Origin of the sequence: Sphingobacterium sp. UBA865, from assembly GCF_002295765.1 — a bacterium.
Classification (GTDB): Bacteria; Bacteroidota; Bacteroidia; order Sphingobacteriales; family Sphingobacteriaceae; genus Sphingobacterium; species Sphingobacterium multivorum.
Genome location: NZ_DBGB01000022.1, coordinates 32,103 through 56,343, shown reverse-complemented (window position 1 = coordinate 56,343; position 24,241 = coordinate 32,103). Strand labels below are relative to the sequence as shown.

At 39.2% G+C, this 24,241-nt stretch carries 22 protein-coding genes; 4 read left to right on the top strand and 18 right to left on the bottom strand.

The window, feature by feature from the left end:
* Positions 1-48 precede the first annotated feature (48 nt).
* From B2O97_RS12135 to B2O97_RS12095, 9 genes are all read right to left on the bottom strand, one after another.
* Positions 49-423, bottom strand: a complete 375-nt coding sequence (locus B2O97_RS12135) for an NADH-quinone oxidoreductase subunit A (RefSeq protein WP_070560967.1) — start codon at positions 421-423, stop codon at positions 49-51.
* 118 nt (positions 424-541) lie between these two features.
* Complete coding sequence (locus B2O97_RS12130; protein WP_286767459.1) at positions 542-2,341, bottom strand: tetratricopeptide repeat protein; 1,800 nt, start codon at positions 2,339-2,341, stop codon at positions 542-544.
* 25 nt (positions 2,342-2,366) lie between these two features.
* The gene (locus tag B2O97_RS12125) at positions 2,367-3,293 is read right to left on the bottom strand and encodes a PstS family phosphate ABC transporter substrate-binding protein (protein ID WP_286767458.1); all 927 of its coding nucleotides are present in this window, start codon (positions 3,291-3,293) and stop codon (positions 2,367-2,369) included.
* Between the two features lie 330 nt (positions 3,294-3,623).
* On the bottom strand, positions 3,624-4,511 hold the full coding sequence (locus tag B2O97_RS12120; RefSeq protein ID WP_088163319.1) for an energy transducer TonB: 888 nt from the start codon (positions 4,509-4,511) through the stop codon (positions 3,624-3,626).
* Between the two features lie 31 nt (positions 4,512-4,542).
* Positions 4,543-5,100 carry an ExbD/TolR family protein gene (locus B2O97_RS12115; protein WP_075990314.1) on the bottom strand — a complete coding sequence of 186 codons (558 nt, stop codon included), beginning with the start codon at positions 5,098-5,100 and terminating at the stop codon, positions 4,543-4,545.
* Between the two features lie 24 nt (positions 5,101-5,124).
* Complete coding sequence (locus B2O97_RS12110; protein ID WP_112375110.1) at positions 5,125-5,787, bottom strand: ExbD/TolR family protein; 663 nt, start codon at positions 5,785-5,787, stop codon at positions 5,125-5,127.
* Between the two features lie 101 nt (positions 5,788-5,888).
* Positions 5,889-6,713: a MotA/TolQ/ExbB proton channel family protein gene (locus B2O97_RS12105; RefSeq protein ID WP_075990316.1), complete on the bottom strand. Its 825-nt coding sequence runs from the start codon at positions 6,711-6,713 to the stop codon at positions 5,889-5,891.
* 433 nt (positions 6,714-7,146) lie between these two features.
* Positions 7,147-7,497 carry a translation initiation factor gene (locus B2O97_RS12100; protein ID WP_286767457.1) on the bottom strand — a complete coding sequence of 117 codons (351 nt, stop codon included), beginning with the start codon at positions 7,495-7,497 and terminating at the stop codon, positions 7,147-7,149.
* Positions 7,498-7,501: 4 nt separating this feature from the next.
* On the bottom strand, positions 7,502-8,380 hold the full coding sequence (locus tag B2O97_RS12095; RefSeq protein WP_070560959.1) for a diacylglycerol/lipid kinase family protein: 879 nt from the start codon (positions 8,378-8,380) through the stop codon (positions 7,502-7,504).
* A gap of 303 nt (positions 8,381-8,683) precedes the next feature.
* On the opposite strand from B2O97_RS12095, the gene metK reads away from it, so the two are divergent.
* The gene (gene metK, locus B2O97_RS12090) at positions 8,684-9,937 is read left to right on the top strand and encodes a methionine adenosyltransferase (protein ID WP_286767456.1); all 1,254 of its coding nucleotides are present in this window, start codon (positions 8,684-8,686) and stop codon (positions 9,935-9,937) included.
* Between the two features lie 193 nt (positions 9,938-10,130).
* On the top strand, positions 10,131-10,535 hold the full coding sequence (locus tag B2O97_RS12085) for a Dabb family protein (protein ID WP_286767455.1): 405 nt from the start codon (positions 10,131-10,133) through the stop codon (positions 10,533-10,535).
* On the opposite strand, the gene B2O97_RS12080 is transcribed toward B2O97_RS12085, so the two are convergent.
* From B2O97_RS12080 to B2O97_RS12055, 6 genes are read right to left on the bottom strand one after another with little or no spacing between them, the layout of a single operon-like run.
* Positions 10,528-11,856, bottom strand: a complete 1,329-nt coding sequence (locus B2O97_RS12080; RefSeq protein ID WP_286767454.1) for a DUF58 domain-containing protein — start codon at positions 11,854-11,856, stop codon at positions 10,528-10,530. The two genes, B2O97_RS12085 and B2O97_RS12080, sit on opposite strands and share 8 nt — an antisense overlap.
* Entirely contained in the window at positions 11,856-12,845 is a 990-nt protein-coding gene (locus B2O97_RS12075) for an AAA family ATPase (protein ID WP_201639975.1), read from the bottom strand. Before B2O97_RS12075 ends, B2O97_RS12080 begins: the two co-directional genes overlap by 1 nt.
* Positions 12,842-14,035: a DUF4350 domain-containing protein gene (locus B2O97_RS12070; RefSeq protein ID WP_286767453.1), complete on the bottom strand. Its 1,194-nt coding sequence runs from the start codon at positions 14,033-14,035 to the stop codon at positions 12,842-12,844. The genes B2O97_RS12075 and B2O97_RS12070 overlap by 4 nt, the downstream gene beginning before the upstream one ends.
* Entirely contained in the window at positions 14,032-14,907 is an 876-nt protein-coding gene (locus tag B2O97_RS12065) for a DUF4129 domain-containing protein (RefSeq protein ID WP_286767452.1), read from the bottom strand. The genes B2O97_RS12070 and B2O97_RS12065 overlap by 4 nt, the downstream gene beginning before the upstream one ends.
* A complete protein-coding gene (locus B2O97_RS12060) occupies positions 14,900-15,811 on the bottom strand; it encodes an ABC transporter permease (RefSeq protein ID WP_286752832.1) in 912 nt (303 codons plus the stop codon). The genes B2O97_RS12065 and B2O97_RS12060 overlap by 8 nt, the downstream gene beginning before the upstream one ends.
* A complete protein-coding gene (locus B2O97_RS12055) occupies positions 15,802-16,764 on the bottom strand; it encodes a stage II sporulation protein M (protein WP_286767451.1) in 963 nt (320 codons plus the stop codon). Before B2O97_RS12055 ends, B2O97_RS12060 begins: the two co-directional genes overlap by 10 nt.
* 115 nt (positions 16,765-16,879) lie before the next feature.
* On the opposite strand from B2O97_RS12055, the gene B2O97_RS12050 reads away from it, so the two are divergent.
* Positions 16,880-17,611, top strand: coding sequence for an RDD family protein (locus tag B2O97_RS12050; protein WP_115046318.1), 732 nt, complete (start codon positions 16,880-16,882; stop codon positions 17,609-17,611).
* Positions 17,612-17,963: 352 nt separating this feature from the next.
* Here B2O97_RS12050 and fabD read toward each other — a convergent pair whose 3' ends face one another.
* The 3 genes from fabD to B2O97_RS12035 form a co-directional block, all read right to left on the bottom strand.
* Entirely contained in the window at positions 17,964-18,854 is an 891-nt protein-coding gene (gene fabD / locus B2O97_RS12045; protein WP_070560944.1) for an ACP S-malonyltransferase, read from the bottom strand.
* Between the two features lie 217 nt (positions 18,855-19,071).
* Complete coding sequence (locus B2O97_RS12040; protein ID WP_070560942.1) at positions 19,072-20,301, bottom strand: M16 family metallopeptidase; 1,230 nt, start codon at positions 20,299-20,301, stop codon at positions 19,072-19,074.
* Between the two features lie 230 nt (positions 20,302-20,531).
* Positions 20,532-23,369, bottom strand: a complete 2,838-nt coding sequence (locus B2O97_RS12035; RefSeq protein WP_286767450.1) for an outer membrane beta-barrel protein — start codon at positions 23,367-23,369, stop codon at positions 20,532-20,534.
* A gap of 269 nt (positions 23,370-23,638) precedes the next feature.
* On the opposite strand from B2O97_RS12035, the gene B2O97_RS12030 reads away from it, so the two are divergent.
* The gene (locus B2O97_RS12030) at positions 23,639-24,235 is read left to right on the top strand and encodes a ribonuclease HII (protein WP_070560938.1); all 597 of its coding nucleotides are present in this window, start codon (positions 23,639-23,641) and stop codon (positions 24,233-24,235) included.
* Positions 24,236-24,241 lie beyond the last annotated feature (6 nt).

Genomic DNA, 24,241 nt, shown 5'->3' with positions numbered 1-24,241 from the left:
ATAGGTTTAAGTATCATTGACTCAAAGAGCCAACGACCAACGGGACGTTTAGTCCCAATTCAATGCTTTCTTCTTGATCACATAGATAAAGCCCAACAAGAGCAGTCCCATGAAAATAAACATCTCAATCAAGCCTTGTAATCCCATCTCCCGGAAGTTTACAGCCCACGGGTACATGAAAATGACTTCAACATCAAAAATCACAAACAGGATAGCCACCAAGAAATACTTGATAGAGAAAGGCTGCCTGGCATTTCCGACAACTTCAATCCCCGACTCAAAAGCCCCAAGCTTGTTTTCAGTACGGACCTTTGGCCCGATAAGATGTGTAATAATTATGGTACTTACTCCAAATCCTACAGCAACTAGAAGCTGTATAAATATAGGCAAGTAGTCTATCGGCATACTATTGGCTTGCTCCATCTCAATTCAATTTATATTGGTAACTGTCTCTAAATATAGAGATTCCAAGGTAAAAAACAAAACAAAAAAGGCGCAGATATTACTATCTGCGCCTAATTTAGAATGATTTTACTTAAGCCTATTTGATCCCTTGTAAATAGCCTTTAACAGCTTCATTCGTTGGATCTATTGCCAATACTTTTTGGAAGCTCTCCTTCGCTTTAGGAAGATCTTGCTTCACATAATAGTAAAGACCGATATAGGTATTCGCATCGATTAAATAATTTTTATTTTTCTCTTGCGCACCACGTTGATTGATTGTTTCAATCAATTTTTGGAAGGATGCTACGAAATCACCTTTAGGCTGCTCCAGATTGTCCGCAGTTAAAGCTGCAAAAGCCTTGTAATAAAGCGCATTGATCAGATATTTATCCTGTGCTTCTTTATTGTCTGTCGTTTCAATAACGGATAAGAAAGTCTGTGATTTTTGCAAATCGGCAATTGCTTTGTCTCTCAATTCTTGATTAACGACAACTTGCTCTTCGTTTTTACTACCGGCATCTTCTTTAGCACCAATTTGATAGTAAGCTTCTCCAGCATAGTAATTTGCATCATACAAATATGTTTTATTGTCTTTGTAAGAAGCAACTAGCTCGAATAGAGAGGCCGCTGTCTGCAATTCTTGCTCCTGATATTTAGCAAAAGCCAACTCGGCTGTTTCACCCAAGAGCTCTTTGTCCAAATCAATTGCTTTCTTAATATCAGCGATACCTTTTTGAATATTTGCTGTATTTTCTGCTGTCAATACCGGAGCCGCGGCTGCTGTGCTATCCGCCCCGCCAGCGGCATGTTTTGGACTGTTAGCCGCAATTTCAGACATTCCTAGGTACATATAATCCAATGGAATTACACGGTCCTTTTCCATTTTGCTGAACATCTGGTTTAAGTAATCCAACGCTTTTGGATAATCTTTCGCTTTTTGGAAGGCGATATAACCCAAATAACGGTAGATCTTTGGATCTACAGAAGGATTTTTAGCTAATTCCTCAGAAACCACTTTCAAATCGTCGTATTGACGTGCATAAACTAAGAAATCAGCGTAGCGGATTTTAGCTTCCAATGAATTATCACCCGCAACTTCTAGATATTTTTTGTATTGCTCAACACCTTTTTTATTTAACTCAACATATTTCTCATCAGAAGTACCCGGTAATCTTGACCATTGATTGTATGTTTCAGCCAACTCACGATAAGTAGGTGCGTAAGCCGGAGTCTCTGCTGCAATAGCTTCCAATTGTGTGATAGCTTCATCAAAAGCTTGTGCACCACGTACGATCACAGCCTGTCCAACTTTCGCTTGTACTGAATTTGGATCGATATCAGTCGCTTCACCATAGCTTGTATAGGCCAATGAACCTTCTTTTAAACCACGGTATGCATCACCTAATGCGATAGGAATTGCAACATCTTTTTTGTTTTTTTCTTTCGCTTGCGTTAAATATTCCAAAGCTTTCGCATAATCGGGCTCAGGCGTTTTTATATATGCACGACCGATTTCCAATAATGGTTCATAATCTTTCTTACCTAATTTTGCGGTTGCCAAAGCGAATTTAGATTCAGCGCTCGCTTTATCCTTTTTCATTAAGTCAACATAGCCCAAACCTACATTGTTGATTGTAGCCTTTGGATCAGCAGCCAAACCTTGGTTGAAAATCGCAGCGGCAGAATCCGCTCTGTCGTTTACCAAATAAATTTGACCCAAATAGAAATAATTATCTCCATTCTTAGGTTGCTTAGTCACTAACTGTTGAAGGATAGTTTTCGCTTTACCATAATTTTCAGCCTCGATGGCTGCTCTAGCATCTTTCAAACTTTGTGCACTTACTGTGCCCACAGATCCCGCCAATAAAAGACTAAATAATAATTTACTGTTTGTCATAATCTATTTTTGTACTATTTATTATCTATTTAATATAACTTTCATCTCTAATAATGATCTCTCGTCCAGGCATTGTAGCAGGAACCAATCCAGCTTTCAATACAATACGTTGTCCACGATCTCCTGTCAAAAAGGCACTGAAGCCTAAACCTAAGCCCATATTCGGCTGATAGTTCATAATGTAGACAGGTCTTATAAAAGGATATAAGCCGTCGGCGATAGTCGATTGGGATGGTCTATAAAAACTGACCTTTTCGCCCTCCTTACCAACACTTTCGATGCTCAATGTACGAATTTTATCCAATAAATTCGAATTTTTTTCTACAGCTTTTAAATACCAATTATAACCAATAACGCCCACCGTATTCGCTTGCTCGCTCACATATTTCATTACATCCTCACTATCTTTCAAAGCAGAAACAGCTTTCGGATCGATTTTGTTCAATTTAAAATAATCTTTCAAATAGCGCAGTGTGCTTGAATTGGCATTGTCAAAGATCAGTCGTTGTCCTGCTAAGTTACCTTCCAACAAAGACTTAACGTCTTTTTGAGGCATTATAGTATCAGCACTGTTACGATTATTGATCAATACAACGGCATCCGACGCCATTTGGAATATTTTAGGTTGAATCCCTCGCTTTTTAAAGTAGCTATCTTCCTCATTTGTCAGCTTGCGCGTCAAAACAACCACATAGGCCGAATCGCCAAGCAATGCATTCACCGCTTTAATTTCAGGACGAGCAATAAGCTCCAAACTCGAATTTGGATAAGAGCTCTCAAACACATCCGCAGATTCTTGGATAATAGGCAACAACGTTTGATCCACAATAACGGGCAGCTTACCTGTTAAAATATCATCGCCCTCTTTCGCTTGCTTTGTTTTATTTTTGCAGGAAACTAAAATGCCCATACAGATGCCAAGCATCACAAGAACCATTTTATATTTTCTCATATGATACATCATAAAATAAGACAGTTTAATTAAAAAATAGTTTAATTTTTGAAGAGAGAATTGGTTGTAGCCAAAAAGAAGAGGGCAGTTAATTAAAAATTATTTTGCCAAAGCCGTACAAATCGCATAAAAGAATACAGGATCAATACGACACCAAAGATTGTTTTGTAGGTTGGATTAATCTCAATGGGAAAATTGTCCCAGAATATAATCAAAAGGCCCAAAACAAAGTAAAAGCCAAACATAAAAAGTCCTAAAATAGACAGAAACCGCTTCAGAGGCGATTTCTGTCTATAATTTGAACTATTATTCGAATTAAAATTTGTCATTCTAATTTTGAAGGTTCAATCGAATTGGTAAAGTGTACGCTACACGAACTGGACGACCATTTTGAATACCAGGTTTCCATTTCTTCGCTTTCTTAAGCAACCTTACGGCTGCATCACCAGTACCATATTTCAAATCGCGTTTGATATTGATGTCTGTTAAGCTACCATCTTTTTCTACAACGAAAGATACCTCAACGACACCATTTACACCATTTTCAGTTGCCGCAGCTGGATACTCGTAGTTTGAACCTACCCAAGACATAAATGCTTGCATACCGCCTACAGGCATTGGCTGAACCTCGATGGCATTAAATGGAAGAATTTCATCTCCATTACCATTTGGATCGCCTTTTGCAGCACCAGTGATTGCGCCATCTTGTTTCTTCGAACCAAATTCACCACGTGCAACAGAAGTACCAGTCGGGCTACCTTTCAAAGTAATACGCGCTGGAGTTTTATTTGGATCTTTCAACTCTTCCTGAGAAGCAACTTCTTCCACAACTTTGTTTGCAGGAGCTACTTTAGGTTCAGGGAAACGAACCAAATCTTCTTTCGGTACATCCATAGCCACTTGTTGAGGTTTTTCTTCCGGTTCTTGTGGAAGCGGCTCCTCTTCTTCAGGCTCTGGTGGTTTGATTTCTTCAAGGTCTTCCAAAGTAACTTCAGTTACTGCAGGAGGAGCCTCAACGGCTTTCTTCGGGAACAGCTTACTTCCATAAACACTAAGGAAACTGGCTATGACTACAATGCCGATAACGACAAGAAGTCCCCTGTTAGTCGCTTTAGGCGCTAGCTTACGAAGCTCATAAGCTCCGTACTCCTTATTGCGGCCTTGAAAAACGACGTCAAGCCATTCTTTCTTAAAAATATCTAATTTTGACCCTATCATATTATTTTAGTTTTTTGTGTCAATCTAATAACTAATCATTATAGATATTGTCACGTTTTAACACGTCCACTTCCTCTGGAGTAATCTTTCCGATCATATAGCGTTTTACGTCTACAATTTTCATCTCGTCAAGAATGTCAACCAGATTACGTTGTGTACATTTATCACTCGGTCTTATGATTACGATCATGTCTTTACCGCCTGAAACGCGAGGTACATATGCCTTTTTCTCCATCAAAACCTTACGAATCCCATCTGCACCGTAACCAGCGACAGTAGGACCTTCGATCGGACGAGCAACTTGACCATATACCCAAGAGACTTTATTGTCAGAACCCAATAAAATTGTAAGAGAACGATTATCTGCTGTAAGCAATTCATCGCTTTGTTGCTCCTTAATTTTATTTTTGTCTGGCATAGCCACATCCATCGCTTGCGGTTTATTTAAGGACGTGGTCAACATGAAGAAGGTAATCAACAAGAACGCCAAATCCACCATCGCTGTAAGGTCGACCTTACCGCCATTCTTCTTGGATCTTACTTTCCCGCCTTTGCCTTTTTTACCACTATCCTGATTTAATTCTGCCATTGTTTGTTCTTATTAAATCGTCAATTATTTCTCCTCAGCACGCATGCCTGTTATGAAACTAAATTTGTTTTGCTTTTGATTGCGCAACGTTTCAATAACTAAATTAACCGAAGGATATTTTTCATTCGCATCTGCTTTGATAGCCATCTTTAAAGGTCCTGGATGCACGAAGTTTTTATCAGATGCTTCTTTTTCCTTATTTACTTCCTCAGCTGCAAGACGGGCATTTTGAACCCAGTAATACAACTCATTTGAAGTATTCTCTGTACTATCAACCGGGATACCAGTTTGCACACCTTTTTCCGTACGCTTACTTCCATCCAGAGCTAATAATCCTTTCAATTTAGACATTGGTACACCAAAGTTTTCCATCAATTTGAAACGATCATAATCTTCTTGTGAAAAGCCAACGCCATATTTTGCTGACATTCTTTCTAGTGCTTTTACGCGAACCTGTTGATCAGTCGTACCGAAGAAAACTTTACCTTGATCGCCTATTGTGATCATACCTACATTTGAATCAGGTAACTTATCTTTTGTAGTCGATGCTGGGGTATCCACCGTCAATGCTTCCGGTTGGCGCGCAGTCGCCGTTAAGACGAAGAACGTAAGCAGTAAGAACGATACGTCACACATCGCTGTCATGTCGATCGACGTACTGGCTCTTTTTACTTTTGCTTTACCCATTTTAAATTCTTCTTTTTAAATTAAAAACTCAATCTTCTATCCTATGATGCTTTTGATTTTTGATTTCCATAAAATAAAATCAAAAACTTTCATCATAGTTCTTATTTGTGGTTTGCAGCGTATGTTTGTACGATTGAGAAACCAGCTTCGTCGATAGAGTAAGTTAATTTATCGATTTTTGCAGTAAAGATATTATACAATACAATAGCGAATGTTGAAGTCGCGATACCAGTTGCTGTATTGATCAAGGCCTCAGAGATACCATTTGCCAATTTAGCTGAATCTGGAGCACCACCTGTTGCTAATGCCGAGAAGGCTTTGATCATACCTGTTACCGTACCCAATAGACCACATAATGTACCGATAGAAACTAATGTAGCGATAACGTTTAAGTTTTTCTCTAACATTGGCATTTCTAATGCTGTAGTTTCTTCGATTTCTTTTTGAATTGCAATAGCAGCTTTTTCAGTGTTTACTTCAGGATCTGCAGATACTGATTTGTATTTCAATAAACCAGCTTTTACAACATTTGCTACTGAACCTTTTTGTTTGTCACACTCAGCGATAGCTGAATCGATGTTTCCACCATTAATCAATGTTTGAATTTTACGAACGAAGTTTCCTACGTTACCATTACCAGAAGCTTTGTTAATAACGATAAAACGTTCTACGGAGAAAACCCATACCATCAAGAATAAACCAAGCAAAACAGGTACGATAGCCCCAGCATGGTAAACCATTCCTAAGTAGTTACCTGGATTTGGAGCATTTTCAGGATTGTTGTCAACGAAGTTAGTTGGATTGCCCATCACAAATTTCCATACACAGAAACCCACGATGAAACAGATGATGATTGCAGCTTGAGCAAAGAAAGATCCTCCGTTGTTGCTCTCTTGTTTTGCAGCAGTTTTAGGTGCGTTTGCCATTTTTCTAATTTTTAGTTTTTTACTGTTGTTTAAATATATAATGTTGTTTAAATTATATGCACTCTTATTCGCTTTTGAAACCAATTTTGCAAAGCAAATTTAATATTTAATGTCAAATTTAAAATATTCATCTCAAATATATAAAAAAAATCAAATTTGTTTTTTCAAACTGAACACACCATTAATCCGTGTTATTTTTCTCAGCAGTTCCCGTTATATAATCATTATTACTCTATGCTAAATCGCTTATTCGCAATAATTATTTTACAATGAAAGCCATTTTTTTTTTGATATGCAAAAAAATCAAGGATTTTAAACGACAAAAAGTAAGTGATTACTCATGTTTCTGAACAACTAGACATCCTACACTCAAAGCATACTTGCCTAATAAACAATTCATTAGATTTACCACGATTATCCCTCATATACTTGTTTAACCACCAACTAATTTTACGCGATACCCCTCTTTAAGTAACAAATCATAGATCTTTTGTTTAAACTCTCCCTGAATGATGATCTCCCCATCCTTCACTGTTCCCCCCACTCCGCACTTCGTTTTCAACAATTTACCTAAGTTCTCCAAGTCGTCCACTTTTCCAACAAAGCCCGCGACCAACGTAACAACTTTCCCCTTCCGCATTTTCCGATCAAGCTGCACCTTTAAGTTTTGCTGATTTACAGGTAACGTATCTGCTTCCTGAAAAAAATCGGCCAGCTGATAGCTGAAGCTGTCATCTGTCGAATATACAACGCCCTCATAGGACTGTTTCTTATTTTTACTCATGATCTTAACAAATTATCTTTAGCGCTTTTGGTATAATGGAAATATCCAATTTATCGCCAAGTTCAATCGGCTCCCCATCCACATGAACCGGGGACACCTTATCAATCTCAATCTGTATATTCTTCCCCGGAATAATCTCGACATAACTGGATTGATCCGCCGATTTATTAAAAAGATGGAAAATCATCTTTGGCAAAATATAAAGTGGAAACTTGTGCACGATACAGACATCTAAAATGCCATCGTTAACCGAAGCCTGCGGTGCTATATAAGCATTATTACCATATTGGGGAGAGTTCGCCACACTGATCATAAAGGCCTGCCTTTCGTACACCTTTCCATCAATTGTCAATTTATAATGTGCAGGTTGGTATTTACTGAGCACATTAAAAACGGACTTCATATACCCCAAAGGTCCACGAATATTTTCATTAGCAAAATTTTCACTTACGGATGCATCAAAACCCAAACCCGCGATATTAAAAAAGCGTCTATCATTAATTACACCACAATCCACTTCTATTGATTCAAAACGATTAATCCGACGGATAGCTGCAGCCTCATTCATTGGAACTCCCAAATAGAGCGCCAGGCCGTTGCCAGAGCCTTCAGGAATAATCCCCAATGGAATTCCAGATCCGACCAAAGCGGATCCCAATTCATTGATCGTCCCATCACCACCGACAGCGATGACTGCATCATAGCCTTCTTTGATCGCTTTCAGCCCAATTTCATAAGCATGGTTCGGTCTCGCTGTTTGTTGGAAAGTAGGATCAAACTTCTGCAGATCAAGCACATCCAGCACCTGTTTTTTAAAGGAAGTTTTATTTTTCCCTCCCGAAATAGGATTAATAACAAATAATATTTGTTTACGTTCTGACATATCCAAAGATAGCGGAAATTACCAATTTCTTAAAATAATGTAATCTTTATACGAATTACCGTACTTCCCCATATTTTTAAAAGTTAAAATATAAATTTGATTTTAAATAATCCACAAAGTATCGTAGCTTTGTCGCACAAAAAATAGAATGTGGACTGATTTGCGTGCTGTTGCGTTACAAGCAACGACAAGGAGATTGCAACCACAGTAAAAAAGTGCTAAAAACCCCTCGCTATCACGGCTCTTATCACTTTGCTGTTATTTCATTCTAGCGCAAATCCAATATTAAAAATTACGTAAAGCATGGCTTATTTATTTACGTCAGAATCTGTTTCTGAAGGGCATCCAGACAAAATTGCGGATCAAATTTCAGATGCATTAATAGACAATTTTTTAGCATGGGACGAGGACTCTCGCGTCGCTATTGAAACGCTAGTAACGACTGGGCAAGTAGTTCTTGCCGGCGAGGTTAAATCAAACATATACCTTGATGTCCAAAAAATAGCCCGTTCGGTGATCCAAAAGATTGGCTATACCAAATCTGAGTATATGTTCGAGGCAAACTCCTGTGGCGTCCTTTCGGCTATTCACGAGCAATCTGCTGATATTAACCAGGGGGTAGACCGCAAGACAAGACAGGAGCAGGGTGCGGGTGACCAAGGTATCATGTTCGGTTATGCCAATAACGAAACCGAAAATTTTATGCCTTTGGCATTGGACTTATCGCATCGCCTGCTTTATGAATTGGCCGAGCTGCGTCGCGAAAATAACGAAATCAAGTATTTGCGCCCGGACGCAAAATCTCAGGTGACACTTGAGTATAGTGATGATCACAAGCCGAAAAGAATTGAAGCAATCGTAATCTCAACACAACATGACGACTTCGCTACTGAACAAGTCATGTTGGATAAAATTACACATGATATCAAAACGATCTTAATTCCACGTGTTAAGGCGCAATTGAAACCAGAACTTCAGTTGTTATTTAACGATGAAATTAAGTTTCATATCAATCCGACTGGAAAATTTGTTATCGGTGGACCTCATGGAGATACAGGACTTACTGGTCGCAAGATCATTGTCGATACCTACGGTGGTCGAGGCGCCCATGGTGGTGGTGCTTTCTCAGGAAAAGATCCATCTAAGGTAGACCGTTCCGCTGCATATGCAACGCGCCATATAGCTAAAAACCTGGTAGCAGCAGGTGTTGCAGATGAAATTCTCGTACAGATTTCCTATGCAATAGGTGTAAAAGATCCGATGGGAATCTATGTAAATACCTATGGAACGAGCAAGGTAAATTTGACAGATGGCCAGATTGCGGAAAAAATAGCCGACTTATTTGACATGACGCCATACGGAATTGAAACCCGTTTGGGGCTGAGAAATCCCATTTATTCAGAAACTGCAGCCTATGGACACATGGGAAGAACACCAAGAAAAGTAACAAAAGAGTTCGAAAGCTCAACAGGCGAGAAAAAGCAAGTCGAAGTTGAACTGTTCACTTGGGAAAAACTAGATTATATCGACAAAGTAAAAGAAGCGTTTGGTTTATAAGAGCCAGATGTCCATCAAAATAGAATGGGGCAGTACAAAATTGGACTGCCCTTTTTTATTCAACTTTATACCCATCCCTTCACAGCGCCTTCTCAGCATTCTATTCTTAAACAGTTTGAACCGACTTTTATACCCAGACTATTGGTGAAATCGCGCAGGTTTTGTATCTTAAACGTTCTAAACCGTTTCAATCATGAAAAGACGCAATTTTCTTCTTGCACCGATGGTGCTAGTAACTGCCCCAACATGGGCAAATAATGTTCAATCGGATGAAGATATCCAACCTACCACTATTGTCCACGTTGTGAATTTTTGGCTAAAAAAAGAGCTCAGTGAAAAAGAAAAAAAGAATTTTGTTGGATTTTTTGAGGAATTGCGCAAGATCGACGTCATCAAAACACTTAATTACGGCGTCCCGGCTCAAACAAACCCGCGACCTGTCGTAGACAACAGCTTCGACTATACCTTGATCGTCACTTTCAAAAACCTTAAAGATATTACCAGCTACGAGAAACATCCAATCCATTTAAAAGCGATCGAAAAATATCAGCATCTTTGGACAAAAGTAATGGTCAAAGATACCTCCATCATTAAATAAGGCCCCGGGCCTTAATTTCCAAATATTTATTGATGGAGTTGATGGTCAGGTTTTCGGGCGCTGTATAGATTGTCTGAAAGCCGTTGCGAATCAGTTCTTGTACGATAAGCTGTTTTTCATAGATAAACTTTTCAGCAATGACCTGATTGTAAATTTCGATTGTCTTTTTAGGCGTACTTTTCGCTAAATCCTCTATTTCTACGTTTTTAAAGACGACAACAACGATAATGTGGCTCCTATTCAACATCGACAGATAATTTATCTGACGTCTTAAGGAATCTAAGGTCTCAAAATTGGTATATACAAAAATAAGCGACCGCTTGTTAATATGCGCATTGGCATAACTATATAATCTTCCAAATTCAGACTCCTCAAATTTGGTCGACACCTGGTATAGTGCTTCTGAAATCTTATGCATTTGATTATTCCTCTTCTCTGCAGCTATAAATGCATTGATATCTTTTGAAAAGGTTAATAATCCAGCTCGGTCCTGCTTTAAGATGGTCGCATTGGAAAGAACAAGTGCAGCATTAATCGAGTAGTCCAATAAGGTAAGACCGTTGAATGGCATACGCATTGCCCGACCTAAGTCAATAAATGAATAGATCGGCTGAGACTTCTCCTCTTCATACTGATTGATCATCAGCTCCTTTACTTTTGCAGATGCCTTCCAGTTCATGTGCCTATAATCGTCCCCCTGCACATACTCTCTAACATGGTCAAATTCCATGGCTGAACCAATGCGTCGAATACGCTTTATCCCCAGTTCATTCAATCGGTTACTTGTTGCCAAAAGCTGATATTTTCGTAGTTGAATATAGGATGGATAACAGGGGATTTCCTGTTCTTGATTGGTAACAAACCTTCTTTTGAAAAATCCAAAACGTCTAACCAAAGCCATACAACGACCAAACTGATAAATTCCCCTTTGTGTAGGCCGCAAGGAAAATGAAATTTCAGAGCGTTGAAAAGCGGGTAAACTGGCTGCAAAATCCTTGTCCCGAATTTGGAGCTGCACCGGAAACTCCTCTAAAACATCTACTTTTGTTGCAAATGGATAAAAAGAGCTCACCATAAGCTTCATCGGGTTTTCATCTCCATTGGATAATTTTTCAGGATATATCCTTGTGATCTCAATTCTGCCCTTCCCTGAAAATAAGACAATAAAATCAAAAGCCAAAACAGCCAACCAGATCCAAAAGACAATCCAGGCCACAATCAACAATCCTTTAACGAAAAAAGAAAATGTAAAGAGTGTCGCTACCCCCAATAGGGAGTAGAAGAATTGATTTGTTAGAAAAAGCTGTTTTAGTTTCTTCATTATCTTGGAATTTCTACAGAATTTATGATTTGATCGATGACATAAGCGGTGGTAAATCCTTCCATTTCCCTTTCTGGAGTCAACATGACACGGTGGCCCAGTACGGCAGATGCTACCCTCCGAATATCCTCAGGAGTAACAAAGTCGCGGCCTGTTAACGCAGCTGAAGCCTTTGCTGATTCCAACAAAGCAATAGAAGCCCGCGGTGAGGCACCTAGTGTCAAACTTGGATTAGTTCGTGTTTTTATAATGACTTGAGCAATGTAAGTTAGCAACTCCTCGTGCACAAAAATAGACTTGATCAATTTCTGGAATTCTAAAATTTCTGTGGCCGAAACGACAGCCTGAACCTGATCCTCTTTATTCTGTGCTTTTTGAGCATGATGCTCCTTCAATATTTCCAATTCCTGTTCAAGTTCAGGATAGTTCACATTGATCTTAAACAAGAAACGGTCGAGCTGAGCTTCCGGCAATCGATAAGTACCTTCGTGTTCGATGGGATTTTGCGTCGCAAAAACAACAAACGGCCCTGGCAATTGATAGGTTGTTCCATCTACCGACACCTGTTGCTCCGCCATGCTTTCAAAAAGTGCTGCCTGGGTCTTTGCGGGAGCACGATTGATTTCATCGATTAAAACAATATTTGCAAAAATGGGGCCCCTACGAAATTCAAACTCATTACTTTTCAAATCGAGTATCGACGAACCGGTTACATCCGAGGGCATTAAATCCGGTGTAAATTGAATCCGCTTAAATTCACTGTGAATCGTTTTGGCGATCAATTTTGCGGATAATGTTTTCGCCACCCCGGGTAAGCCCTCGATCAAAGAATGCCCTGAGGCCAAGATCGAGATTAAGAGCATGTCAATCAATTGATCCTGCCCAACGATGACTTTTTTCACCTCCGACTTTACCTGCGCCATTTTATCGAATAAAACCGAGACATCTATTCGGTTTTCAAAAGATATATATTTATCGAAGTCACTCATATCATTTTTGCTTTATGTTTAAACTCTTCTATTGTATCATTAATCATCTTAAGATCAGCCACATCATGTTGTTTGGCATCTTGCATATGAACAATCAGCCTGATTAAAGACTGCGTCTCTAGGAGCGGAACTCCAGTCCGCTCAGCCAGCTCCTCACTGAACTCCTCTTCCCGCAACATCAGCGTGTCCAAATGAAACCGCATCCGAAGATCGTGCAGGAAGTAATCTATTTTTTTTGCGACCATATTACCTGGTGCGCCATTTTCATAATATAAAGTAGCAATGGTTCCACAAAAGTCCTTCGAGAGATTCGGTTCTGGGCTCACGACCGCCACGGCTCGCTGCTCTCGTCTACTTCGAAATACAAGCAAAAGAACTAGCCCCGCCAACAAAACATACCAAGCTTGCCTAAGACCATCATTCATAAGCAATACACGCAAAGGTGTCCGATATTGCTCCAAATTCGCTTTAAAATCATACCAAGCGATCGGCTTATCATTTAGATAAGATAACGACTTAGCAACATAGGCATATTGCGAAGCGGAATTCAGCAAGTAATAGTTTCCAAATAAATCAGGGGTCAGGTGCAGATAGAATGTCCCTTTACCAAATTGAACGGCTATGAAGTTCGGTAACATAAATTCCTTATAGGTAATCGCGCCCAAAATGGTCGCATGTTTAGGAAGTTTTTCGAATACTTCGCCAAGATCTGATTTACTATAATGAATTTTATTGTTATCGTTCATCAACCGCACACGCAGTTGGCTTTTTATATTCACACCTTTTTTAAAACCATAGAAGTTATCTGTTTTCAAACCGAGGGAATCCAACAGATAAGGATCAATATCCTCGGCTACAATCATTGCTTTCCCACCCCGGTTTACATAATCCAGTAATTTATCTTCCGCTGCTTCACCCATTGAAAAATAGGAGGTGTAAAAAAATAAGTTAGCGTCGGTTTTCTTTGTACTGTCCAAATATTCATACAATGGTCGCTCAATCGTTGTGTTCTTTTGATCAATGATATGCTTTAGTTCTTGACGTAGCACATAAGCGCCAAAAGGATTTTTATCTTTTGCATCAAAAGTCCGATCCCAGATAATCGGTTTCTTACTTGTTGCATCGATAAGGGCTATTAACACTAACACAACAGTCAATAATATCAATCCAAATTTTACCGATCCCTTCATTTAATTTGTTTTTGATACTGGTGAAACAATTGCTGATATTGATTAAAATTGTCCTCTGTTAATTCAAATTGACCAAACCAGACATAATCAAATATTCTTGTACATTCCGCAAATCCACGACGGAGCTCCTCGTTTTGAATCTCTTGTGTAAATTCAGCGTTCGTTTTGCTCAGCTTCCATTTGATATGATCGGATTGCGCTAGTTTCTGAATATTCAATAGCTGTAAGTACCGGATACCCAATGCATAATTCCTTTGAGCGATAGCCTCCTGAATATAAGGCTCCAGGTTGCTATTCATCAGGTTTCGCTCCACATACGCTAAAACGTCCAGTTCACTTTCCTCTTCACTATGCTTAATAAAATATTGTTTTCTGTTGTAGAGCACTTTATAAAGAATAAACGCTAATGCGATGACAGCTAAGAAGGCAAATACATAGCCAAACTCTTCCCGAAATTTATAAGGATTATCCGGCATGATACTCCCGATCCAATCGGCGAGCCGGGCAAGGATGCGTTGCAATACGCCCACCCGATCTTTAATATTTTCAGAATAAACAAAATCGTCTGTCTCGTAACGTTTGATGATATCCTGATAAGGATCCATTTTAAACGAACGTTCTTCGGTATATTTTGGAACCGAATCAAATAATGTTGGATCCCACAGGTCAATTTCGTCTTTTCCCTGTTGGCCATTAGGAGCCTTTACTGCAGAATCAATGCGGACAGAATCTGCTCCCACCAAGGTTGAATCTATTTGCACATTAAGTGAATCAATCCTATCGCTGTTGGAGTCCGTGTCCCTTGGCTTGGGATCACAGGCGTACATAATCGATAAACAGGCAATGCAGAAAAAAGACAAGAGTTTATTCATCTTTTCCTCCTATCTTTTCGATCATGCCATAAATACGTTCTCCAAATTTGAGATCCTTGGCTGTTTCATAAATAATACCATTGGCCAAAACGCCGGACATATAAAGAAAGAGCGTAAATAGTGTGATAAATAAGCCCCCAAATGTCATCAGGAGTTTTCCCCAGGATGAGTCAAAGAAAGCGGCATCTATTCCAAGGAAGTTAAATGACAAAAGCCCCATGATAATCAATGGTACAATGGAAATCATCATGACAGCCATTTGAAAAATAAAGTTCACAATGTAGGTTGCGATACCGTATTGAATCAATTTTTTGCTCAGCATGACATAGGCATCTGTAAAACAGCTTCCCAGATCCGAATAACCTTCCCGATAAAATAGAAAAGAGCAAAACAACCATATCCCAACCATCGAGCCCAATATACCAATGGCAAAACTTCCAATAAAAGGGATAAATGCACAAATCACAGCTACGATTGCCAGTGGGATAAAGACAACGATTAAAGCCAATATCATGGCAATCAAAAACATAAAGTATTTACCGAGGTTAGATCTGAAATTTCTGAATACTTCCGATCCTGAAAATGCTGTGCTTTTACGTTCTTTGAGTAGCATAAAATATTCAATGGAAATACCATAAACGTACAATCCCAAAGCGATCAATGCCAAAATGAGTAATCCAGCCCAAGTAAAAGCATCGATATCCTCAAAAGAATCGCTATTAGCCGAAAAAGTGATTTTTGTAGAAAGAAAATAGTAAACTAAAGCAATCGCTGCTAGGGGAACCGCAGATAAACCAAAAATAGTAGAAACAAAGTGCTTATAGATCAATTTAAAAAGATCTATGAAACTTTGGATAAAGTCCCCCACCTTCCGTTCTTTTTGAAACTCAAAATCTATTTCCATTGAAATCGTTTTGCTAGTCGATAAGGATTAATAACATAAAAATAAAGGATAGCCAGTACGGATAAAACGATAATTATTAAACATAACCAAATTGACATATTATAATACCGTGTTACAAAACCTTCCAATGTTCCGGCTATAATAAAAAAAGGAATCGTGCTGACGAGAACTTTCATTGCAATCTTTGCTGTACGGACAAACGATGTCAAACGTGTAAACGATTTGGGAAATAGAATGCTATTACCGATGGCCAATCCGCATCCTCCTGCCACAATAATTACCGAAATCTCAATAGTGCCATGAATCCAAATCGCCGACATGGCTTTCCCCATAACGCCATACTGGAAAAACATATGGTGAAATGCACCAAGCATAATACCATTGCTAAACAGCACATAACCTGTCCCTACACTGAAAAATAGTCCGGCAGCAAAGGCCATAAAAGCAACCCGCACATTATTAATCGTAATCCACATCGCTGATCCAAAGTTGCTCCCCTTCCCATATACTGCAGCAGGATCTCCTGCTTTTATACTTTCTATCGTCGAATCGACATAGTAGTCACCTAAAATAAGCCGAATAAAATCCATATCGTATACAGACGATACAAAACCAATGACTGAAGCCAAAACAAAAATTAAGAAGGAGTACAACAAAGGTCTACGGATTGACCAGATCGCCTGCGGTATCTCTTCATTGATAAAAGATTTAAACTTATTATTGGAAGCTTTCTGATCTTTATAGATTTTCTGATGCACGGTCACTGCCAGTTCATTCAGGTAAGCCTTTACCTTACTTTCAGGATAAAAAGTTTGTGCATAAGCCAGATCATTAGTGAGCTCAATGTAATTTGAGGCCAGTTCATCTGGATCAACCTGCATATTAATTGATAAATTATTTTCAATTAACGTCCATTTTTCTTTATTTCGTTCTACAAAGGATGCTTCTCTCATTAATTTTTTTAACTGGCTGAACCAAATATAGGAAATATCCATGATTGAAAAGCACAAATTGGAGCTAAAATGACCTAGAAATTCTATATTGCTATTAAACTCAAATAATTTACATATGAATAAGCTTGAGATAAATACAGCACAAAATGTAAAAATCGAATATAATCTTGCCAGTCTTGGTTCAAGAATGATCGCTTTTGCAATAGATTATTTTATTATAGTCTGTTATTATTTCTTTTGCTTCTTTCTCTTGGACAGCATAAACATGAACGCAGGAGATCCCTATCTTTTTTATGGCGTTATGATGGCATTGACCCTACCCGCGTTTTTTTACACATTGATTACCGAAACCGCCTTTGGTGGTCAGACAGTAGGTAAGAAAATCATGAAAATAAAGGTCGTTAAACTTGACGGTTCGCGAGCCAACTTTTATCAATACTTGTCCAGATGGAGTCTATCTATTGTAGATATTTGGATGACGATGGGTGGTGTCGCCATTACCTCGATCGTTTTATCCAAAAATGGGCAACGCATTGGAGATATTGCCGCAGAAACTTCCGTTATCAGCCTCAAACCTACATTAAAATTGAGCGACACAATTTACGAAGAGACTTTCGACAATCATCCAATTCTATTTCCACAGGTTATCAAATTGAGCGACAAGGATGCTAATTCGGTCAAAGAGATCTACCAAACAGCTTTTGATAGAAGAGATGTGGGCATTTTAACAGCTTTGGTCCAGCGTCTTGAGGCGGTTATGGAAGTCAAACATCCTGAAAAAATGACTCCCAACGACTTCGTGCTGCAGGTCATGAAAGATCATTACAGCATGTTTAAGGATAAATAGTTTTTACGCTCATAGTTGATTCTGCATTCTCTCGGTTAAAAAACGGATATCAATCGGAGCTCGTTCGGTGTTTCTTCGCTTGCAACCGAAGAAGTACCGAACGAGCTCCGAACAAGTACCGAATAAGCACCGAGTAATCTCCGAAACTGATCGCTATGTCTTATCCATTTTTACAGGTTAATTCTTGAGGTAAAGTAAGAACCGTATTAGACCTTTTGTAAACATTTTTCAGGGATGGACAGGTAATTCTTGATGTGATTCCGATTTTTCGTTCATAAAAAATGCCCTCAAAAAGTTGGACACTTTTTGAGGGCACAGCAAAATAATTCCTTTTTTTATACTGAATATTTTGTTACGCGGTCACTGAAGCCGCAGAAGTCTGCACCTGACGGTCAACCTTCTTAACCAATCCCTGCAATACATTTCCTGGACCGACTTCTACAAAAGCTGTTGCACCATCGGCCAACATATTTTGTACTGTCTGCGTCCACCGTACAGCGCCAGTTAATTGCGCAATAAGATTTTCCTTGATAACCGCTGGATCTGTCTGTGGTTTGGCATCTATATTTTGATAAATCGGACAGCTAGGCGACAAAATGTCTACAGCTTCGATAGCCGCCTGCAATTCGACTTTGGCAGATTCCATCAATGGTGAGTGAAATGCTCCACCAACATTTAGCTTTAATGCGCGCTTAGCACCGGCCTCGGTCAGCAAAGCACAAGCTTTATCCACACCTTCAATAGATCCCGAAATCACCAATTGTCCGGGACAGTTATAATTCGCTGCCACCACAACGTCATCAACTTTAGCACAGATCTCTTCCACTATAGCATCTTCCAGACCTAATATCGCAGCCATCGTTGAAGGCTGAAGCTCACATGCTTTTTGCATCGCGTTGGCGCGTTGTGCAACCAATTTCAAGCCATCTTCAAAGCTCAGTGCGCCCGCTGCTACCAAAGCCGAAAACTCACCCAATGAGTGACCTGCAACCATGTCCGGTTGAAAAGACTCTCCCAATGCTTTTGCCAAAATGACCGAATGCAAGAAAATAGCCGGTTGGGTTACGTTGGTTTGTTTCAACTCCTCGTCTGTACCGGAAAACATGACATCCGTGATGCGAAATCCTAAAATATCGTTAGCCTGTTCGAACAAAGCTTTCGTTTCATCATTTAAATTATACAGGTCTTGCCCCATTCCAACAAATTGGGCCCCTTGACCAGGAAATACATATGCTGTTTTCATCCCTTATATTTTTTATTCGTTTATTTGTCTGCTACAATAGGTATTGAATCTGCTTTCTGCAGTCAATGGTTGATGAGAACGAATTCCCGTAAGCGCAAACTTAGATAAATTGCTTTTTATATGCAATATAAATTCATTTCAGCCAGCTATATTCCCATCTTCGGCCGTTCGAACTCATATTGTTCATTTCCTCAGAAGGATCTATCGATCCTTAAATTCAGTCTTCGGGAACAAAACTTAGCGATAACATCTTCTTGGGGTCAAATACATCTTGCGCTATTTCCAGCAGCCCTGTATTAGTCAAGTCCTGAATTTTTTCAATTACTTCGTCCAATAAGATGACACGATCATAGTCCATCACGTTTTTCGCGGCAGAGATAATCATACTCATACGGTTCTCTTCGGTCAAAGCAATCTGACCAATAAATTTCTGCTTCGCCTTTTTTACTGCAGTTTCGGATAGCGGTTGCTCGGTTAGCTTCGCTAGTTCTTTAAAGACGAGTTTTTTAGCTTTTTCAACTTTTTCTTCATCGGTACCGAGGTAAATACTAAATAACCCTGTATCCGAAAAAATAGTATAATTAGATTCAATGGTATAGGCTATTCCATATTTCTCCCGAATAGAAAGATTCAGAATAGAACCCATTCCCATGCCGCCAAGCATATTGTTCAAAAGCAACAGCCCTGTCTTACGCTCATCACGATAACCGTAAGCCAAAGATCCAAGCATGTAATGAACCTGATTAATTGGTTTTGCAACTGCAAGATGCTGTTCAATAATTGGATTGACATCGTTTCTCATCCGCATAATTGTATTTGCTGGAACACCACCAAAGATCTTGTGCAACAATCGCTCAACTTCTTTTAGCGTATAATTACCTGTGATACCAATAACCATTTCATTTGTATCATAGTTTGCCTGCATAAAGTCTACGATATCGCCCTTTTGTAGTGCGAGAAGCTGATCTTCCAGTCCCAAAATATTGTGTCCTAAACCCGACCCCTGAAAAACCAGATCCTCAAAATCGTCTACAATAGACTCTTCTGGGCTATCCAGGTAAGACGCCATTTCATCTACAATGACAGATTTTTCTTTATCCAATTCTATATCGGGAAAAGTGGAATGAAAAAAGATATCTTCAAAAAGATCTAAGGCACGACTTAAATAAGGCTGAAGAATAGAGGCATGTACACAGGTATATTCCTTCGTTGTATAAGCATTCAAATCTCCGCCAACGGATTCCAAATGATTTATAATCTGTTGTGTAGAGCGTCTTTCTGTTCGTTTGAATAAAAGATGCTCAATAAAATGGGCTACACCATATTTTCCAGCAGACTCATCCCGAGACCCCGCATTGATGACCATGCAGACATGTGTAACCGGTAAATTCTGATATTGAAATACTACGCGTATTCCGTTTGAAAGTCTAATAATTTCGTATTCCATGCAGTATAAACTTGCTGTAACTTCTTTAGTCTATCTATTTTGTGTGCCCGTTAGCCTTGACTATCTCCTCCAAAAAAATATACAATCGTACATTCTTTCGCCACTTTGCTCAATCTTCAAATCATAGGGCACATGAAGTGATCACAAAACTAGGCATTTTTAAACGCAAAACGGTCATAGCGAAATCACTATGACCGTTTTTATATCCTATAGCAATAAGATTATTCAAATTACATACGCGGTGGTCTCATTCCGCCTGGGAATCTGTTTTCGCCTTCAGGGTTCCCCATAGCGAATTTTTGGAACTTGTAGGTAAACAAAATCATAAAATATCGTCCCAAACGGTTGGTACGGCTATCTGTAATCATAGATTCGCTCACTGTCCGGGAAACATTCGTTTGCTGATTCAATAAGTCAAATGCTTGTAAACGTACTGTACCACGTTGTTGACTCAAGAACTTCTGCTCAAGGTACGTATTGATGACAAACGGGTTTGCATTGATACCGGCTCCATAACCACTATTGAATTGCTTCGATAGATCCGCTCCGAAAATTGTAGTTTTTGTGATGTTAACAGAGCCAATCAATGTGGGTGTCCAAGAAGAAACATTCGTCGTACGATTTGTCAATGAATTCTCCGTATGATTAAATTGGTAGCGTACTCCCGGATTGATTTCCAAATTCTCCGAAGGATTGTATCTAAACATCAAACCTTGATTTAATACAATATTCCGGGCAACGTTCTTTTGACCGATGTTATCATCTTTCTCCGTAGAAACATATCCAATATTTTTGTTGTAGGACACCCCGCCCATTAACATAATATTATATGTTTTTTCTTTCAATGACTTTCCGTAATGATAAAAAGAACTCACATTAAATGGTTTATCGCTTGTTTCATTCAAGTAGCCAGTTTCGGATACTAACGTAGAATTTGTTTGTCCAGTTTGATAGTCCATTAAATCATCAAAATAGCTTTTGCTCAAGCTCACAATCTTGTTGTTAGTCAAACCGGCATTAACGAACGCAAAGAAGTTATTTCCTTTTTGAAAATCATTTTTACGGAACCGTACATTCAATTGATGGCTAAATTCCGGATTCAGATTGGCGTTACCGATTACGATACTGGTCCGATTTGTACTCATATCAAAGGGCAAGATCTGCGTTACTGAAGGCTCATTCGGTGTTCCCGAATAATTGACAGAGATATTGGACTGTCTCGAAAATTTATACTCAAAACGTGCAATAGGCATCCAGTTCATATTGTTGCGATGAATTGGAACGACTAAGCCTGAACTGATCGCATCTCCTCTTAATTGGGAAGGTTGAGCTGCTGCTCCAATGGAATAGGTTATTTTATCGCCACTATACAAATAGTTTGCCCCTATTTTATGTGTTGTGAAGGAATAATCGTAATTATAATCAAAATTCAACTTCGGGTCTTCTGCTATAAGGTTTCCATCGCGGTCAAATCCTTGCTGTTTGTTCGAATTATCATACTTATTTTTGTTGAAATCATAGGTAAACTCTACTTTTCCTTTCTCGGAAACAGGTTCAGTATAATTCACCGAGGCTCCTCCATTCCAACTTTTATTATTAGCTTCCAGAATCGTCTTCTCATAGATCGAATCTAAGGGAGCATTTGCATTGTTGGGATCGGCCAACAACCTATTCAGAATGGCATTCTGATCTTTCGTTGTTTTTGCATTATTGAAGTTCATGTTTACAAAAACATTCCTTCCTTTATCATTAAATTTATGATTGTATAAACCGCTAATCCCAAATCTCGGTGCAGTGGAATTGGCAACAATATCTTGCGCCTGAGAATTATTAAATACACTACTACGATACGTGAGCGAATTCGTACCTGTCGTTGCATCGCTCTTGTCGTAGCCAAACTGAGGCGATATTTTGATATAATCTTTCGTTGTAGGCTTCCATTCGACATTTGCTTCGAAACGATGGCTATCACCAACCGTGTTCGAATTGGATGTCACACTGTCCGTCTGCATGATATTAGGCAGTGTATTTTCCTGAAAACGTTGGGATAGTGTTGTATTGTTGCTATGGCTAAAACTATAGCTACCGTAAACAGTCAGTTTATCATTAAAGTCTTTGCGGTAATTCAGTCCTATGGAACCAATTTTTGTCAAACCGTCCGTGCCACCAAACATACCACCACCTCGGCGGCCGCCACCACCCTGGCCACGGCGGGCGCCACCACCTACAGTACTAAAATCGAATAAGGGGGCATTGGTATTGTTCAAATTCCCCAGCACCGAAATTTGTTCACCTTCACGCATCCCCATCCACATACCGGTAGCCTGATAGCGATCTTCTGTTCCCACGCCAGCCCGTAGGGTAGTCATATGCCCAGTATTGTATTTGGGATCTATCTGAATATTCAACACCTTTTCCGAATCACCGTTTTTATTGCCAGTGACATTGGCCATATCACCATAATCATCGATGACCTGCATCTTTTGGATAATATTTGCAGGTAAATTTTGGGTAGCTGTCTTTACATCTCCACCAAAAAAGTCCTTACCATTAATACGAACCCGCTTTACGGATTCACCTTGTGCTGTAACGTTACCATCTTTATCCACTTCGACTCCCTGTAACTTTTTCAACGCGTCTTCCGCAACGGCGCCATCGCGGAGCTTTAGATCTTTCATGGTGTATTCCAGGGTATCACTTTTAACAACGACAGTAGGGACACCATCAACCACAACTTCCTGCAGCATCTGTGAATTCTGTTGTAAAGTTAAACTTGGAATTATATATTTTGACTCGCCTTTAGGAATACTAAATTCCTTTTCAAAGCGCTCGAAGCCTAAGTTTGAAACGGTAATTTTAAAGGTATCGGATTTGATCTTATCAAAGATAAAAATCCCCGCCATATTGGATCCTGTAGTCATAGAATCCAACTTTGACGTCAGCTTAACCGTCGCCCCGGCAACAATTCGATTCTTGTCATCTTTCAAGATTCCCTGTACGCTATTCGTCTGGCCATAAACAGTCCATCCCATCAGCATACTAAACAACAAAAGCATAAAGCCTCTCATAATATGTATTTTTATATTTCTATAATTGTTAAATCTTTGACACCAAAACTATTGCCCAAGTTTAATATTGAAACAATATGGCCCAGACCGGAACAACTTCTTATTTTGCTAATGAAAATTATTCCATCATATTAATAGTCTAGTGCTCTAAATCTTTACAAAAGAAGACATTATTAGTGTTAATTAATGTAAATGGCCAATATTCACACAGAAGTTACAATAAATAACTCCAAATTTATTTGTAATTTCGGCTATTTTAAGAATCGCATATGCTATTATCATATTATCAGGAACAGTGGATTGAAGCCGGTTGTGACGAAGCTGGAAGGGGCTGTCTGGCAGGGCCCGTTTTCGCTGCAGCAGTGATTTTCCCAACAGACTATTACCACGATCTCCTTAACGACTCCAAACAACTTAGTGAGAAAAAAAGGATGATGTTGCGGCCAATTATCGAACGCGAAGCTCTCGCATTTGCAGTTGCCAGTGTTTCAGCCGAAGAAATAGATCGCATAAACATCCATAATGCAAGCTACTTAGCCATGCACAAGGCGCTTGATCTCTTAAAGACCAAAGCGGAGTATATCATCGTTGACGGAAATAAGTTTATTCCCTATCAACAAATTCCGCATACATGTATCGTCAAGGGGGATGGCAAGTATCTGTCGATCGCAGCTGCTTCAATTCTGGCCAAAACTTATCGGGATGAATATATGGACAACATTGCTGTGGATTATCCCCACTACGACTGGCTCAACAACAAAGGGTACCCAACAGTTAAACACAGAACAGCTGTATTGGCGCATGGGTCTACGCCACATCATAGAAAAAGCTTTAGAATAACTGATCCACAACTCAAATTATTCTAAAGCTCA

Coding starts and splice junctions, on each gene's coding strand:
- B2O97_RS12135 (WP_070560967.1), bottom strand. CDS start 423: ATGGAGCAAGCCAATAGTATGCCGATAGACTACTTGCCTATATTTATA.
- B2O97_RS12130 (WP_286767459.1), bottom strand. CDS start 2,341: ATGACAAACAGTAAATTATTATTTAGTCTTTTATTGGCGGGATCTGTG.
- B2O97_RS12125 (WP_286767458.1), bottom strand. CDS start 3,293: ATGAGAAAATATAAAATGGTTCTTGTGATGCTTGGCATCTGTATGGGC.
- B2O97_RS12120 (WP_088163319.1), bottom strand. CDS start 4,511: ATGATAGGGTCAAAATTAGATATTTTTAAGAAAGAATGGCTTGACGTC.
- B2O97_RS12115 (WP_075990314.1), bottom strand. CDS start 5,100: ATGGCAGAATTAAATCAGGATAGTGGTAAAAAAGGCAAAGGCGGGAAA.
- B2O97_RS12110 (WP_112375110.1), bottom strand. CDS start 5,787: ATGGGTAAAGCAAAAGTAAAAAGAGCCAGTACGTCGATCGACATGACA.
- B2O97_RS12105 (WP_075990316.1), bottom strand. CDS start 6,713: ATGGCAAACGCACCTAAAACTGCTGCAAAACAAGAGAGCAACAACGGA.
- B2O97_RS12100 (WP_286767457.1), bottom strand. CDS start 7,497: ATGAGTAAAAATAAGAAACAGTCCTATGAGGGCGTTGTATATTCGACA.
- B2O97_RS12095 (WP_070560959.1), bottom strand. CDS start 8,380: ATGTCAGAACGTAAACAAATATTATTTGTTATTAATCCTATTTCGGGA.
- metK (WP_286767456.1), top strand. CDS start 8,684: ATGGCTTATTTATTTACGTCAGAATCTGTTTCTGAAGGGCATCCAGAC.
- B2O97_RS12085 (WP_286767455.1), top strand. CDS start 10,131: ATGAAAAGACGCAATTTTCTTCTTGCACCGATGGTGCTAGTAACTGCC.
- B2O97_RS12080 (WP_286767454.1), bottom strand. CDS start 11,856: ATGAAGAAACTAAAACAGCTTTTTCTAACAAATCAATTCTTCTACTCC.
- B2O97_RS12075 (WP_201639975.1), bottom strand. CDS start 12,845: ATGAGTGACTTCGATAAATATATATCTTTTGAAAACCGAATAGATGTC.
- B2O97_RS12070 (WP_286767453.1), bottom strand. CDS start 14,035: ATGAAGGGATCGGTAAAATTTGGATTGATATTATTGACTGTTGTGTTA.
- B2O97_RS12065 (WP_286767452.1), bottom strand. CDS start 14,907: ATGAATAAACTCTTGTCTTTTTTCTGCATTGCCTGTTTATCGATTATG.
- B2O97_RS12060 (WP_286752832.1), bottom strand. CDS start 15,811: ATGGAAATAGATTTTGAGTTTCAAAAAGAACGGAAGGTGGGGGACTTT.
- B2O97_RS12055 (WP_286767451.1), bottom strand. CDS start 16,764: ATGAGAGAAGCATCCTTTGTAGAACGAAATAAAGAAAAATGGACGTTA.
- B2O97_RS12050 (WP_115046318.1), top strand. CDS start 16,880: ATGAATAAGCTTGAGATAAATACAGCACAAAATGTAAAAATCGAATAT.
- fabD (WP_070560944.1), bottom strand. CDS start 18,854: ATGAAAACAGCATATGTATTTCCTGGTCAAGGGGCCCAATTTGTTGGA.
- B2O97_RS12040 (WP_070560942.1), bottom strand. CDS start 20,301: ATGGAATACGAAATTATTAGACTTTCAAACGGAATACGCGTAGTATTT.
- B2O97_RS12035 (WP_286767450.1), bottom strand. CDS start 23,369: ATGAGAGGCTTTATGCTTTTGTTGTTTAGTATGCTGATGGGATGGACT.
- B2O97_RS12030 (WP_070560938.1), top strand. CDS start 23,639: ATGCTATTATCATATTATCAGGAACAGTGGATTGAAGCCGGTTGTGAC.